Annotated in this window: 12 protein-coding genes, 1 tRNA gene and 1 pseudogene; 5 read left to right on the top strand and 9 right to left on the bottom strand. The window is 65.3% G+C overall.

Annotated features, from left to right (window positions below; translation table 11 throughout):
* The 7 genes from HTZ84_RS11315 to HTZ84_RS11285 all read right to left on the bottom strand — a co-directional run bounded on the left by HTZ84_RS11315 (nt 1) and on the right by HTZ84_RS11285 (nt 6,531).
* Nucleotides 1-462, bottom strand: a complete 462-nt coding sequence (locus tag HTZ84_RS11315) for a NuoI/complex I 23 kDa subunit family protein (protein ID WP_008896380.1) — start codon at nt 460-462, stop codon at nt 1-3.
* Nucleotides 459-1,553, bottom strand: a complete 1,095-nt coding sequence (locus HTZ84_RS11310; RefSeq protein WP_174680774.1) for a complex I subunit 1/NuoH family protein — start codon at nt 1,551-1,553, stop codon at nt 459-461. The genes HTZ84_RS11315 and HTZ84_RS11310 overlap by 4 nt, the downstream gene beginning before the upstream one ends.
* 2 nt (nt 1,554-1,555) lie before the next feature.
* Nucleotides 1,556-3,214: an NADH-quinone oxidoreductase subunit D gene (locus HTZ84_RS11305; protein WP_174680773.1), complete on the bottom strand. Its 1,659-nt coding sequence runs from the start codon at nt 3,212-3,214 to the stop codon at nt 1,556-1,558.
* On the bottom strand, nt 3,211-3,918 hold the full coding sequence (locus HTZ84_RS11300; RefSeq protein WP_008896383.1) for an NADH-quinone oxidoreductase subunit B: 708 nt from the start codon (nt 3,916-3,918) through the stop codon (nt 3,211-3,213). The genes HTZ84_RS11305 and HTZ84_RS11300 overlap by 4 nt, the downstream gene beginning before the upstream one ends.
* The gene (locus HTZ84_RS11295; RefSeq protein ID WP_008896384.1) at nt 3,915-4,328 is read right to left on the bottom strand and encodes an NADH-quinone oxidoreductase subunit A; all 414 of its coding nucleotides are present in this window, start codon (nt 4,326-4,328) and stop codon (nt 3,915-3,917) included. Before HTZ84_RS11295 ends, HTZ84_RS11300 begins: the two co-directional genes overlap by 4 nt.
* Before the next feature lie 349 nt (nt 4,329-4,677).
* A complete protein-coding gene (locus HTZ84_RS11290) occupies nt 4,678-5,310 on the bottom strand; it encodes an AIR carboxylase family protein (RefSeq protein WP_174680772.1) in 633 nt (210 codons plus the stop codon).
* Between the two features lie 57 nt (nt 5,311-5,367).
* Nucleotides 5,368-6,531 (bottom strand): 5-(carboxyamino)imidazole ribonucleotide synthase, encoded by a 1,164-nt coding sequence (locus tag HTZ84_RS11285; RefSeq protein ID WP_174680771.1) that lies wholly within the window; start codon nt 6,529-6,531, stop codon nt 5,368-5,370.
* 182 nt (nt 6,532-6,713) lie between these two features.
* Between HTZ84_RS11285 and HTZ84_RS11280 the strand changes: the two genes are divergently transcribed.
* The 5 genes and pseudogenes from HTZ84_RS11280 (at nt 6,714) to HTZ84_RS11260 (ending at nt 11,151) form a co-directional block, all read left to right on the top strand.
* Nucleotides 6,714-8,723, top strand: coding sequence for a methyl-accepting chemotaxis protein (locus HTZ84_RS11280; protein ID WP_174680770.1), 2,010 nt, complete (start codon nt 6,714-6,716; stop codon nt 8,721-8,723).
* A 128-nt stretch (nt 8,724-8,851) separates the two neighbouring features.
* A complete protein-coding gene (ribH, locus tag HTZ84_RS11275) occupies nt 8,852-9,283 on the top strand; it encodes a 6,7-dimethyl-8-ribityllumazine synthase (protein WP_174680769.1) in 432 nt (143 codons plus the stop codon).
* A gap of 8 nt (nt 9,284-9,291) precedes the next feature.
* Nucleotides 9,292-10,437: a pyridoxal phosphate-dependent aminotransferase gene (locus tag HTZ84_RS11270; protein ID WP_174680768.1), complete on the top strand. Its 1,146-nt coding sequence runs from the start codon at nt 9,292-9,294 to the stop codon at nt 10,435-10,437.
* 33 nt (nt 10,438-10,470) lie between these two features.
* Nucleotides 10,471-10,894: pseudogene (locus tag HTZ84_RS11265) on the top strand (HNH endonuclease); the annotation flags it as partial.
* A 154-nt stretch (nt 10,895-11,048) separates the two neighbouring features.
* Nucleotides 11,049-11,151, top strand: a tRNA-Gln gene (locus HTZ84_RS11260).
* A gap of 275 nt (nt 11,152-11,426) precedes the next feature.
* On the opposite strand, the gene HTZ84_RS11255 is transcribed toward HTZ84_RS11260, so the two are convergent.
* Both HTZ84_RS11255 and HTZ84_RS11250 read right to left on the bottom strand, forming a co-directional pair.
* Nucleotides 11,427-11,765 carry a hypothetical protein gene (locus HTZ84_RS11255; RefSeq protein ID WP_174680767.1) on the bottom strand — a complete coding sequence of 113 codons (339 nt, stop codon included), beginning with the start codon at nt 11,763-11,765 and terminating at the stop codon, nt 11,427-11,429.
* A 243-nt stretch (nt 11,766-12,008) separates the two neighbouring features.
* The gene (locus tag HTZ84_RS11250) at nt 12,009-13,361 is read right to left on the bottom strand and encodes a DolP-mannose mannosyltransferase (protein ID WP_174680766.1); all 1,353 of its coding nucleotides are present in this window, start codon (nt 13,359-13,361) and stop codon (nt 12,009-12,011) included.
* Between the last annotated feature and the right edge of the window lie 450 nt (nt 13,362-13,811).

The following is a 13,811-nucleotide window of genomic DNA, read 5'->3' as shown; positions in this document are numbered from 1 at the left end:
TTACTGGTAGTCGACCTCTCCTTCGCCCTCGCCGATCCACGCGCCCCGGTCGGGTTCGCGCGACTCGAGCGGGTCGATGTCCTTGTACCACGGTACCGCTTTCAGCTGCTCCTTGTTGTAGACGAAGTCGTGTTTCGTGTCCGCCGTGAACTCGAAGTTCTGGGTCAGCAGGATGGCGTCGACGGGGCAGACCTCCTCGCAGAGCCGGCAGTAGACGCACTGCCCGATGTGGAGGTTGTACTGTTCGCCCTGTCGCTGATCGTTCGTCACGATCTGGATCGTGTCGTTCGGACAGACGTTCTCACACTGCCGACACCAGATACACCGCTCCTGGCTGAACTTGTGGACGCCCCTGAACCGCGGGGAGACGTCCGGTGCTGTCTCGGGGTACTCGACCGTGAAGGTCGACCCGTCCAGTGCGTGCTTCATCGTCGTGGCCATTGATTTGAGAATTCCGATCATGCTAGGACCCCCACGATCACTGCGGTGAGGATGAGGTTCGCGAAGGAAAGGACGAGCAGTCCCTTCCAGCCGATCTCGATCAGTTGGTCGATCCGGACCCGGGGCACCGCCGAGCGGAGCCACTGGGTCAGGAGGAATATCGCCCAGATCTTGACGATGAACCAGACGATGCCGAGTTCCGCCGGCCCGGGTCCGGCCGGACCGCCGAGGAAGATCGTCGCGATGATCCCGCCCCCGAGGAAGATGTGGAGGAACTCCCCGAGGTAGATCAGCACGAAGTAGACCGAGGAGTACTCGGTCTGGTACCCGGCGACGATCTCGGTCGGCGCTTCCGGCGTGTCGAACGGGTTACGGCCGACTTCCGCGAAATTCGCGACCAGGAAGAGGACGAACGCGAACGGGTTGACCACCGCGTACCACCGCGGGATGTCCAGGCCGGCGAACGAAACCAGCGGCTCGGCCTGGGCCGCGACGATCTCGCTCATCTGGAGGGTGCCGGCGAAGATCACGACCGACATCCCGGTGACGACCAGCGGGATCTCGTAGGCGATGTTCTGTGCCACCGCGCGGAGGCCGCCGATCAGCGAGTACTTGTTCGCCGAGGAGTAGCCGGCCATCACCAGTCCGAGGCTCGCGATCCCCGAGACGGCGAAGACGTACGCCAGTCCGACTTCGGGATCGGCGAGGTGGACGCCGCTGCCCATCGGGATCACGGCGAAGCCGAGCAGGGCCGAGCCCGCGACGACGATCGGCGCGAGGTCGTAGGCCGGTCGGTCGGCGTTCTCGGGAACGACCAACTCCTTCGACAGGAGGCGAACGGCGTCGGCGAGGATGATGAAGATCCCCCCCGGTCCGAGCCGGTTGACCGCGATCCGGTCGGTGAACGCGGCGGTGATCTTTCGCTTCGCCCACGGGCCGGCGACGCCGGTCATCGCCAGCATCAGGTTCCCGATGACGAACGCGGCGAGGAACGTCGCGAGCAGTTCGCCCCCGACGCCGAAGCCGTCTAACCCCGTTAGCTCGCCGATCCGCTCGGGGAGCAAGATCGTGTCGCCGTTCTGGAGCGGCGCCGTCGCGTATCCACCCACCATGGTTATCGGTCCACCTCCCCGAGAACGATATCTAAGCTACCGAGCGACGCGATCAGGTCCGGCACGTACTCGCCGTTCGCCATCTCCGGCAGCGCCGAGAGGTTGTGGAAACACGGGCTGCGGATCTTGAATCGGGCCGGCTTGTCGGTGCCGTCGGCCCGGATGTAGATGCCGAGTTCGCCCTTCGCGCCTTCGACGGCGCGGTAGACTTCGGTGTCGGCGTCCGGCTTCAGCGTCCGCGGCACGTTGGCCTGGATCTCCCGCTCGTCTTCGGGCCAGTCCTCGAGCAGGTCGAGACACTGCTCGATGATCTTGGCCGACTCCTCGACCTCCTGCATGCGCACGAGAACGCGGCTGTAGTTGTCACAGCCCGGCTCGGTGACGACGTCCCACTCGAGTTCGTCGTAGTAGCCGTAGGGGTCGTCGCGCCGGAGGTCGTAGTCGATGCCCGAGCCGCGGGCGACGGGCCCCGTACAGCCGTAGTCCTTCGCCACATCGGGCTCGATAATGCCGGTGTCGTGAGTTCGGACCTGGAAGATCTCGTTGCTGGTGAGCAGGTCGTGGTACTCGTCGACCTTGGCCGGCAGTTCGTCGAGGAAGTCCCGCGTCTTCGCGACGAACTCGTCGCGGGGTTCCGGCAGATCCCAGGCGACCCCGCCCAGCCGGAAGTAGTTGAACATGAGCCGCTGGCCGGTGAGGTCCTCGAGGATGTCCTGGACGACTTCCCGATCGCGCATCCCGTACTGGAAGATGGCGGTGAAGTCGCCGTAGACGTCCAGCGCGAACGTCGCCAGCGCGAGCATGTGGGAGGCGATCCGACAGAGTTCGGCGCCCATGGTTCGGATGACCTGGGCGTAGTCGGGCACCTCGATGTCGGCCAGATCCTCCGCGACGCGCGCGTAGGCCCACTCGTTCAACAGCCCCGCCGAGACGTAGTCCCAGCGGTCCGGGTAGGGCATGATCTGGTGGCGGTACGTGCCGTTCTGGCACATCTGCTCCTCGCAGCGGTGGAGGTAGCCGATGTCGGGGTCGACGTCGACGACCGTCTCCCCGTCTAACACCGTCTCGAGGTGAAGCACGCCGTGGGTCGCCGGATGGTGGGGACCGATGTTCAGGAACATCGTGTCCGACTCGGCGTCGTGGTGGTCCGGCTGGATCGGATTGGCGTGGTCCGTGAGGGTGACCAGCTGCGGTTTCTCCTGGTCGTAATCCTTCGAGAGCGGGTGTCCCTGCCAGGTTTCCGGCAGGAGGATCCGTCGCGGGTCCGGATGGCCCTCGTAGTCGATGCCGACGAGGTCGAAGGCCTCTCGCTCGTGCCAGTCGGCCGTCGAGAACACCGGCGCGGCGGACTCGCTGACCGGGTCGTCGATCGGCGTCGGAACGACGATCGAGACCTCCTGGGTGCGGTCGGCGTACTTGGTCAGGTGGTAGATCGACTCGTACCGATCCTCGTACTGCTGGGCGGTCAGGTTCGAGAGGTGGTCGAACCCGGCCCGCTCTTTCAGATCCGAGAGGACGTCCCGGACGTCGTCCGGGCGGACGACGAATCCGGGCGCGTTCAGGTGATCGTCGCGCGCGAGCGCGCGATCGCCGACGATCGCCTCGAGGTCGTCCTCGGTGACCTCGACCGGCACTCGGTCGCGTTCGAGTCCCGTGCTCATGGCGAATCAGCCCAGTTGTAGCGCATGACGAGGTCTTCCTCGTCGATCTCGCTCGCGAGTTTCTGGACGAGTTCGTCCTGTGGCAGGTCGCCGAACTCCTCGAGTTCGTAGGGTTTGACGACGACGGGTGACGACTCGCCGTTTCGGATCCGCTCTTGCAGTTTGGCGATGCCGTAGACCAGCGCCTCGGGACGGGGCGGACAACCCGGGACGTGGATGTCGACCGGGATGATCTCCTCGGCGCCCTTGACGACGTTGTACCCTTCCTGGAAGGGGCCGCCGGAGATCGTACACGATCCCATCCCGACGACGAACTTCGGTTCCGGCATCTGGTCGTAGACCCGCTTCATGCGGGGGCCGAACTTCGAGACGATCGTTCCCGGAACGATCATCACGTCGGCCTGTCGCGGCGAGGCGCGAGGGACGCCGGCGCCGAAGCGATCGAGGTCGTGTTTGATCGCGTAGGTGTGCATCATTTCGATGCTGCAGCAAGCGATCCCGAACTGCAGCATGAACATCGAGTTGCCCCGCACCCAGTTCATGAACTTGTCGAACTTGGTGAGGATGAACGGCGTCGAACCGAACGCTTCCCGGAGCTTCGAGTTGAACCGGTCGTCGGGCCCCTCGCCGATCCGCGAGTCGCGGGTGTCCGTCGACGGTGCGGTGCTGCCGTGGATCTGTTGCCGTGGATTGTTGCTACTCATTGTCGGTCAGAGTCGGCCGCTGCCTGACGGGGTGTCTGTGCCCACTGTACTGCGCCGTTGCGCCACGCCCACGCGAGTCCGACCAACAGGATGGCGACGAACAGCAACATTGGCCCGAGAATCTCGAGCAACGAGACGGAATCCGATTCGACGGCATCCAGGTACACGACCGCCCAGGGGAACAGGAGGACGGTCTCGATATCGAAGACGAGGAACAGAAGTGCAACCGTGTAGTACTGGATGTTGAACCGGACGCGCGTCCCGCCGGTGGGGATCTCGCCACTCTCGTAGGTGGCGCGTTTGCTCGTTTCGGGAACGGTCGGCCGCAGGAGGTAGGATACCGCCATCATTCCGAGCGGTATCAACAGTCCCACGAGCGCCAGCGCCCCGATAGCGATCCAGTCATTCATCTCCGTAACGTTCGAGGGTTCCAACCGCACGCATATAAGGGTTGATTGTTCGTTTTTCGGCAAAATCAGGCATCCTCCACCGACGTTCGTGATGAATTTCGACGGCAAATCGGAATCGTATGTGATAGTTCAGCATATGTAGGCTGTACGAATCGGTAGTAACTGATTACGACCGATCGCGCTCGAGGGACGACGCGGTCGTTTTCGACGGTAGCAACGGCTGACGATCGACTCCAAAGTCGATCAAACGGTCACTATTCCGGCCCCCAATCTGATATCAGAATGATGATTGAGTGGAAAAACGAACGGCGTCCCGTCCGTAATGACGGCTGTACGATTCGGCGGCCGATTACTCGCTCGAGAAGTTCGCGGTACCCTGATCGTGCAGCCGTCGCGATACGTCGCCGACACCCTCTCGGAGTCCGTCGTGGTAGTCCACGAGTCGCTCGCGGACGGTCTCGTGCTGTCGGGCGAGAATCTGGGCCGCCGACAGCGCGGCGTTGAACGATTTGCCGGCGTCGACCGCCACGAGCGGCGCGCCGGTCGGCATGCCGATGACGCTGTCGACCGACTTCTCCTGGACGGGAACGCCGATTACCGGCAGGGGGTAGGCGATCGAGGCGGTCATGTTCGGCAGGTCCGCGGACTTCCCGCCCGCGCCCGCGATGATGACCTCGAGGCCGCGGTCCGCCGCCGTCTCGGCGTAAGCGGTCATTAAGTCCGGCGTCCGGTGGGCCGAAGTGACGTAGGTTTCGAAGGTGAAGCGCTCTTCGGGCGGTTCCTCGTAATCGGTCTGCTCGGCGAAGCCGAGTTCGTCGACGAAGGCGTCGTAGGCGCCGCGACGCCGGCCGCCGGTCATCATCGTCTCGAGGTCGGAGTCGCTGCCCATGACGATGCCGACGTCGGGCGTCTCCGCGTTCGGGCGGTCCTGGTCGGCCTCGCGGTGCAGGCGGTCGATGAGATCGCTGACGCTATCGCTCATGGGTGGAGATGGTCGCGCTGGTGACTTCAAACGGTGGTAAACGAGCCGGTCGGCGGTTCAGTTCCGGAACGTGACCGCGTCCTCGAGTTCGCGCGCGGTCTCCAAGAGCGCCTCGACGTCGGCGTCCTCGTCTTCGGCCGACACCGTCACGTGGCCCATCTTGCGCAGCGGCCGAACCTGGCGCTTCCCGTACCAGTGGAGGTTCGCGCCGGGGGTCTCGAGAAGACGGTCGATATCGCCCAACTCCGCGCGCCGTTCCTCGTCGACATCGCCGAGCAGGTTGGTCAGCACGGTCGGCGAGCGCAGGTTCGTCGAACCGAGCGGCCAGCCCAGCACGGCGCGGGTGTGCTGTTCGAACTGCGAGCTCTGGGCGCCCTCGATCGTCCAGTGACCGGAGTTGTGCGGGCGCGGCGCGATCTCGTTGAGCAGGATTTCGCCGTCGGGCGTTTCGAAGAGTTCGATGCCGTACACCCCGCGTCCGTCCATCACCTCGAGGACGTCCCGCGCGACGTCGTAGGCGCGTTCGGCTGCGGCCTCGCTCGAGCGCGCGGGGACGATCGTCTCCCGGAGGATCTCGTCGACGTGGACGTTCTCGCCCAGCGGGAAGGTCGCGACCTCGTCGTCTCCCTTGACGGCGATGACCGAGACCTCGCGCTCGAAGTCGACGAACGACTCGACCATCGCGGGGCCGGCGACCGACTCGAGGGCGTCCTCTGCGTCGGCTTTCGACTCGACCGGGACGTTGCCGCGGCCGTCGTAGCCGCCCGTACGAGCCTTCAACATTACCGGCGCGCCGTAGTCGTCGATGGCGTCGCGAATGTCGTCGGCGTCCTCGACCTCGCGGAACGGCGGCACCGGAACGCCCGCGGCCTCGAGTTCGCGCTTCTGGACGAGTTTGTCGTGGATCGTTCGCAGCGTCGACGGCTTCGGGTGGACCGGCGTTCCGGAGTCCTCACTGACGCGTTCTAAGACGTCCTGGTCGGCGAGTTCGATCTCGAAGGTGAGCACGTCCGCGCGCGCGGCGAGTTCGCGGATTCCCGCCTCGTCGTCGAAGTCGGCGACGATCTGGTCGCGGGCGACCGGCGCCGCCGGACAGTCCGGCGTCGGATCGAGCACGACGACCTCGACCCCCAGCGGCGATGCCGCCTCGGCGAGCATCCGTCCGAGCTGTCCGCCGCCGACGACCCCGAGCGTCGGTCCCGGCGTCCGTAGCGTTGTCATTGCGCGGCGGTTGACGTTCGCTCCGCTTAAGGGTTCTCACTCCGCTATCCGCGGTCCTGACCGGCCGGTCGCAGCCCCGTCGATGCATCCGGCGGAACCCGGCGAATCGACGGGTTCCCGCGACGTGTCACTTGGCGGCCAATAACGAATTTACAGAGGGGTGCTTTGGTCCGCCAACCCACATGGCACAGCGGATCTCTCGAGATGAACCCGGAGTATCGAGGACCGAGTCGGCCGAACGACGGGTCGAGTACACGTCCGAGACGGTCGATCGACTCGAATCGTTCGCCGACGAGACGGAATCTCCGACGCTCGACGTCACCGCGACCGATCTCGAGGCCGCATACGCCGCGGACGACGGCGACACCGACGGCGAGGCGACGGCCGTGCCGGACTCCCTCGTCGCGACACAGGCCGAGCTCACGGCCGGGCTGTTCGATCCCACCGCGGGGGACCGGGCGGCAGACGTCGCAGCGGCCGCCAGGGACCACGCCGACCGCGAGATCGCCCCGTCGACGTACGTCGCGACGTACGCGCCCGCGATCGATCGGCTGATCGACGACGCGTTCGCGTCGATCGACGGCGAAGACGAATCGGACGCCGACCTCGAGACCGTCCGAGAGACGCTTCGCGCCGGTCTCAAGTCGACGCTGGTCGACGTCCAGATCGGCGTCGACGAGTTCGCCGCGACGGAGCCCGAGTCGGATCCGGACGAGAACGCCGACAACGAACGCCTCGAGTCGGTCGGTCTCGAGACGGTCTTCGACGCGATTCCGAATCCGGCCTTCCTCATCGACGACGAGAACACGGTGCTGTACTACAATCGGCCCTACAGGCGACTGCTCAATCTGGACGCCGATCACCGCGACTTCCTCGGCGACGACTGCCGCGAGACCCTGGCCGCGGCGACGTATTCGGACGGGCGACGCCACCACACCCTCGCGGACAAGGTCGCGGAGAACCCGCGGGACGCGGACGCGGCCTGGGACGTCGAACGCGTCGACGACGACTACGGCTTCGCGGATCGCATCGTCTACGGGGACCAGAGCACGATGAAAGACCACACGGGCGCGGAGACCCACATCGAGTTCCTCGCGATGCCGCTGTTCGACGACGACGGCGAACTAGCGACCGTCCTGGAACTCATCTACGACCGGACCGACGCGGTGCGCCGCCAGCGATCGGTCGAGCAGTTGATCGGCGAAGTGACCGGCACGCTCCGCAGCATCGGCGACGGCGATCTATCCGCCCGAGCCGATTTCCACGACCAGTACGGGGTCGTCGATCCGACGCTCCTCGAGTTGACCGGCGAGGTCAACGACATGGCCCACGACTTCGAGGAACTCGTCGAACGCGTCAACCGGCAGACCGACGGGCTCGCGGCCTCGATCGAGCGCACGACCGAGTCCGCCCACGAGATCGACGGCCAGGTGACCAGCCAGAACCAGTCCCTCGAGGCCGTCGCCACGGAACTCGAGGAGTTCTCCGCGACGATGGAGGAGGTGGCGGCGTCCTCGGGCGAAGTCGCCGACGCCGCCGACGAGGCGCTTTCGGAGGCCGATCGGGGCGTCGCGGCCATCGAGGATGCCACGGACGTCACCGACGAGATCCTCGAGAGCAGCGCGGAACTGGTCGAGACCGTCGAGACGCTAGACGAGTCGGTCGACGAGATCGGCGACGTCGCCGAGGTCATCGCCGACGTCGCCGACCAGACGAATCTGCTGGCACTCAACGCCAACATCGAGGCGGCCAAGGCCAGCGACGACGGGGCCGGCTTCGCCGTCGTCGCCAACGAGGTGAAACGCCTCGCGGAGGAGACCCAAGAGCACACGGAGGAGATCGCGACGCGGATCGAACACGTCCAACAGCAGGCCCGCAAGACCGTCGACGAGGTCGAAACCTCCCACGAACAGGTTCGCACCGCCGAGTCGGAGATTCGGGACGTGGTCCAATCGTTCAGCACCATCTCCGATAGCGTCCAGACCGCCGCCGACGGTATCCAGGAGGTCGCCAACGCGAACGACGATCAGGCGGCGACGGTCGAAGAGGTGATGGCCACGGTCAAGGAGGTCCAACGGCACGCCGACACGGTCGCGGAGACGACGGACGAAATCGTCGTCGAGTTCGAGAAACAGGAGCAGGCCGTCATCGAACTCACCGATCGGATCCACGAACTGTCGGCCGGCCAGTAGGGTCGACCGCGGGAGACGCGACGGTCCGTTCATATCGGGTCGCCGTTCGACGGCGACGACACCGAACGCCGGGTCGCGGAGCGGTCGAGAACGGTACCTCTTTTAGGCCCCCTCTCCACCGCTGGCGTATGACCACGCTCGGACTGGTGGTCGCGGAGTTCAACCGGCCGATCACCGAGCAGATGGAGCAGGAAGCCCTCGAGGCGGCCCAGGCCGCGGGCGCCGAGGTGTACGAGACGGTCCGCGTCCCGGGCGCGTACGACGCGCCGCTGGCCGCGGATCGGCTCGCCCGCCGCGACGCGGTCGACGCCGTGGCCGTCATCGGGACGGTCATCACCGGCGACACCGACCACGATCAGGTGATCACCGACGCGACCGCACAGCGGCTCTCCGACGTCAGTCTCGAGCGTGATACACCCGTAACGCTCGGCGTGACGGGCCCCGGGATGTCCGCCGCCGAAGCGCGCGAACGCGTCGAGAACGCGGGCAAAGCCGTCGACGGCGCGCTCGACCTCGTCGACCAGCTTCCCGGTTCCGATCCGACTACAGATTCAGCGTAATACCAGCGATGACCATGGAATTCACCGACCGTCTGACCCGAGTCGAACCGTCCGCAACGCTTGCCATCTCCGCGCTCGCCACCGAACTCGAAAACGACGGCGTCGACGTCGTCGACCTCTCCGTCGGCGAGCCCGACTTCCCGACCCCCGAGAACATCGTCGAAGCGGGCAAGGACGCGATGGACGCCGGCCACACCGGCTACACCACCTCCGCGGGGATCATCGACCTCCGCGAGGCCATCTCGGAGAAACTCGCCGACGACGGCCTCGACCACGGCCCCGAGGAGATCATCGTCACGCCCGGCGCGAAGCAGGCGCTGTACGAGATCGTCCAGGCGCTGATCGCCGACGGCGACGAGGTCGCGCTGCTCGACCCCGCGTGGGTCTCCTACGAGGCGATGGTCAAGATGGCCGGCGGTGAGCTGACCCGCGTCGACCTCTCCGAGACCGACTTTCAGCTCGAGCCCGCGCTCGACGACCTCGAGGCCGCGGTCTCCGACGAGACCGAACTGCTGATCGTCAACTCGCCGTCGAACCCCACCGGCGCCGTCTACTCCGACGCCGCCCTCGAGGGCGTCCGCGATCTGGCCGTCGAACACGACATCACCGTGATCTCCGACGAGATCTACAAGGAGATCACCTACGGCGTCGAGCCGACCAGCCTGGGCACGCTCGAGGGGATGGCCGACCGCACCGTCACGGTCAACGGCTTCTCGAAGGCCTACTCGATGACCGGCTGGCGGCTGGGCTACTTCGCCGGTCCCGAGGACCTGATCGACCAGGCCGGCAAACTCCACAGCCACTCGGTTTCTTCGGCTGTGAACTTCGTCCAGCACGCCGGCCTCGAGGCCCTCGAGACCGAGGAGCCGGTCGCCGAGATGGTCGACGCCTTCGAGGACCGCCGCGACCTCGTCATCGACCTGCTCGAAGAGCACGACGTCGACGTCGCCGAACCCGAGGGCGCCTTCTACATGATGGTCCCCGTCGACGACGACGATCAGGCCTGGTGTGAGGGCGCGCTCGAGGACGCCCACGTCGCGACCGTCCCCGGCAGCGCGTTCGGCACCCCCGGCTACGCGCGGATCTCGTACGCGGCGAGCGAGGAGCGACTCGAGGAAGGCATCGAGCGGCTGGCCGACGAAGGCTACTTCTAAGCCGTCGGTTCACCGAGTTCGATTTCGGTTTCGTACTATCCGTCGAACAAGGACGGAATTGCCTGCCAGCACTGCGAACCGACCCTCGAGGTCGTTCCCTCTCGAGCGACCGATCGTACGGCGCCTTCTGTACGCTCGAGTGCTACGGCGCGTGGCTCTCGTCGAACGTCGTCGGCCCGACCACCATCAGTGGGAAGGCGAGTCATTCGACTACGGCCAAAAGTGGTGGCGGATTCGACGGCAAGCCCTCGAGCGTGACGGCTACGCGTGCCAGCACTGCGGGGCAGACAGGGACGACCTCGGACGAAATCCGGACGTACACCATTGCCAGCCCGTTCGGTCGTTCGACCGACTCGAGGACGCCCACACGCTGGATACCGTCGTCATCCTCTGCCGAAGCTGTCATCGGCGGGCCGAAGCGGGGACGATAGCGGTGTCCGCCGAGGACGAAAAGTAACACTATTGTGCGACGGTCCGTTACAACTCGAGTGACGTCGCGTGAAACCGAGCAGTTCCGTCGGAACTGCCGGGATATGCGGAACGAGGAGTCCCGTGGTGGTGAGTGAATCCGGAGGATTTACGAGCCACACGGGACTTCGAACGACGTGAGAAGTCCCGTGGTGTAGTGGCCAATCATATGGGCCTTTGGACGTGTTCGGTTCAGGCCGTCACGGAAGATAGCCCATGACGGCGGTTCGAATCCGCCCGGGACTACTTTTGCGCCGAACAACCTCGTGAGGCGCAAGTATCCCCGTGGATTCGAGCCCAGAAGACGAGCGGATTCGAGTCCTCGCGGTTCGAATCCGCCCGGGACTACTTCTGCCGCGAGCAATTCCGCGAGCGGCGAATGTCCTCGGCGGTTCGAGCCCAGAAGAGCGGATTCGAGCCTTCACGGTTCGAATCCACCCGGGACTACGAACTCGGAGGATCGGATTCTGACGCCCCTTTCGAAGCGAACGGCACACCCTCACGGACGGGGATGAAGCCGATTAAAACTCCTGTTGTCCGACCTCCGACAGTTGAGACTGATTCGAGTACGATACTCGAGTCCAGACGATACGGACGCTAATCGCACCGAGCGAGGTGATGAGCAAGAGCGAACAGAAGTACCACGGTTTGGATTGAACCACGAAAAGCCCTCTCGCGGACGCAGGCACGATACCGAGCGCCAGCAGATAGAACGCGGTGAGGAGAGCGAGCGACGGCCGACGGAGCCCGTGCCAATAGAGGAGGCCGACGAGAACACCCGATAGCAATCCGAGTTGTCCGGAGTGGAGTTCGAGGACGGTACTGAAAATCGACGAAAGGATAGTTTCGACGGTAGCCATGGCTACAGTACCCTGTTCGAGAATCAGTGTACGGTTTGACCTGCAATTGTGCGTCTATTACGGCGATCAGTTACCCGTCCGCAATTAGGAGTAGAATGCGACGTCGGTCACGTGTGAGGGAGGATTCACACCACGTGAACGGTTATCCGTCGGTGAGCGGGTCGAGTCCGCGCCGGGAATCAGCGAACACTCCGTCGTCGAACCGCCTCGGTTGTGAGTCGACCCGCTCGAGGTACCGAGTCCCTAGCCGCGATCGATGCGGTTCGGCCATCCGTCACAGCGCTCTGCGTTCAGCCGGTCGTCGGTCATCACGATCCACCGCACTTCGGTCCAGCTCAACCGGTAGTGACACGTCTCCGGCTTCAGCTGCTCCCAGTAGACGGTCCGCATCGACGGGCTGTTCGCATCGTCCGGAGAAATCGGGAGGTGCTCGTCCGGCTCGGCCTCCCGCTCCATCGTCTCGAGCGTCGACTTCGGGGGCGGCGAGTTGACGTTCCAGGCCAGCCCCGAGAGGACGATCAATCCGGCGACGAGGGCGACGACGACCTTCCACCGGTAGCGGTTCGTGCGGGTCGCATCGTCACTGGGTCGGTCCGTCGCGACGGATCGCCACGCGGTCGCGCGTTCGACGGTGACGGCCACGCCGAGCGCGACGAAGGCGAGCCAGAGGAACGTGTCCGTCGAGCCGTCCAGATCGACGACCAGCACCTGGAGGCCGAGTAGCACCCCGCCGGCCGGAACCCACCATCGCGTCCGGACGTCGCGGACGGCGGTGTACGCCCACCCGTAGAGCGCCACCGGGAGGAGCACCGACCCGTAGCCGAACACCAGCAGTATCGAGAAAACGCGTTCGGCCAGCGTGTACGGCGAGCCGGCGACCAGCGGCGCGATCACGGTCTGTACGAACATCGGAACGAGCGCACCTGCGGCCGCGAACACGAGGACGACGACGCCGGCCACGGCGCCGCCGCCCGCGGTGGCCCGGAGCGCGCCTCTCCCGCCGGTTCGCTGGTACGCTATCCCGACGACCAATGGTGCGAAGGCGACCCCGGACTGCCAGGAGCCGGCGCTCAGTGCCGCGGCGACCCCGGCCTGAAACGGCCGGTCGCGGAGGGCCAGCGCGAGTGAAAGGACGCCGAAGAACAGCGCGTAGAACTGCGCCCAGACCCCGGCCAGAGGGAGGACAAAGAGCTCCGGAACGACGAGCATCGTGAGGCCGGCGGCGACCGCCGCGGCGTCCTCTCCGGTCGCGAGGAAGGCGACCCATCCGACCAGCAGGACGCCCGCGGCGGCGACGAGCAGGGTAAGTATCACGCTGAGAAGGTGGAGGATGTACATGTTCCCGCCCGCGATGGCAGCGAGCGTGGCCGTAATCGCGAACGGAACGGGCGGGTTCACGTCCCAGACGTCGACGTACGGAACGCCGCCCTCGAGGACGTACCAGCCCGTATGCTGGAAGAACGCGGGATCGATCGCGATCGTCGGCCACTCGGTCAGGAGATACGCGGCGAATTCGGTGGCGAACAAGACGGCGACGATCGGACCGAGGACGGCGATCCAATTGGACCGCCGCTGGGTGAGTGATCGAGTGGACATGATGGAGGAACTCACCGACCGTACGAGTACGGACGTCGAAGAGCCACCTCGTTCTGTCGGTCGGTTCGCCGACGTCCGGTCGTACGTCACCGATGGGGTTCCGTCGGTTCCGATTCTCCGTGTGATCTCCCTCGCGACGGCGAGGGCGCCTCGATCCCACGCGACGCAGCGGTCGAGGCCGGTCTCGTCGGACAGTTCGCCTTCGGACTCGAGATTCGTGCGGACGGAGTGGCGGGCAGCACCGCTACTGCAGGGATTCAAACATCAGAAACTCACTGCCGCCCGCAACTATATAAGTGGACTTATAATTCACGAAAAACAATACGACGTCTCGAGTCTCAGTCCGATATGAATCAGACACCACGAGACGACAGGTACTGAACTCGAGAGGGGTTGTCTGACTTCCAACGGACATCTCGTTTCGTGAGAGCGTCGGCGTACGACTGCGGT

This window comes from Haloterrigena gelatinilytica, from assembly GCF_013342145.1.
GTDB classification, from domain to species: Archaea; Halobacteriota; Halobacteria; order Halobacteriales; family Natrialbaceae; genus Haloterrigena; species Haloterrigena gelatinilytica.
Note: the sequence above shows the minus strand (reverse complement) of the source record. Positions and strands in the feature narration are given on the sequence as shown.

Bases quoted from the DNA above. Each gene is read 5' to 3' on its own strand.
- HTZ84_RS11315 (WP_008896380.1), bottom strand. From the start codon at position 462: ATGATCGGAATTCTCAAATCAATGGCCACGACGATGAAGCACGCACTG.
- HTZ84_RS11310 (WP_174680774.1), bottom strand. From the start codon at position 1,553: ATGGTGGGTGGATACGCGACGGCGCCGCTCCAGAACGGCGACACGATC.
- HTZ84_RS11305 (WP_174680773.1), bottom strand. From the start codon at position 3,214: ATGAGCACGGGACTCGAACGCGACCGAGTGCCGGTCGAGGTCACCGAG.
- HTZ84_RS11300 (WP_008896383.1), bottom strand. From the start codon at position 3,918: ATGAGTAGCAACAATCCACGGCAACAGATCCACGGCAGCACCGCACCG.
- HTZ84_RS11295 (WP_008896384.1), bottom strand. From the start codon at position 4,328: ATGAATGACTGGATCGCTATCGGGGCGCTGGCGCTCGTGGGACTGTTG.
- HTZ84_RS11290 (WP_174680772.1), bottom strand. From the start codon at position 5,310: ATGAGCGATAGCGTCAGCGATCTCATCGACCGCCTGCACCGCGAGGCC.
- HTZ84_RS11285 (WP_174680771.1), bottom strand. From the start codon at position 6,531: ATGACAACGCTACGGACGCCGGGACCGACGCTCGGGGTCGTCGGCGGC.
- HTZ84_RS11280 (WP_174680770.1), top strand. From the start codon at position 6,714: ATGGCACAGCGGATCTCTCGAGATGAACCCGGAGTATCGAGGACCGAG.
- ribH (WP_174680769.1), top strand. From the start codon at position 8,852: ATGACCACGCTCGGACTGGTGGTCGCGGAGTTCAACCGGCCGATCACC.
- HTZ84_RS11270 (WP_174680768.1), top strand. From the start codon at position 9,292: ATGACCATGGAATTCACCGACCGTCTGACCCGAGTCGAACCGTCCGCA.
- HTZ84_RS11255 (WP_174680767.1), bottom strand. From the start codon at position 11,765: ATGGCTACCGTCGAAACTATCCTTTCGTCGATTTTCAGTACCGTCCTC.
- HTZ84_RS11250 (WP_174680766.1), bottom strand. From the start codon at position 13,361: ATGTCCACTCGATCACTCACCCAGCGGCGGTCCAATTGGATCGCCGTC.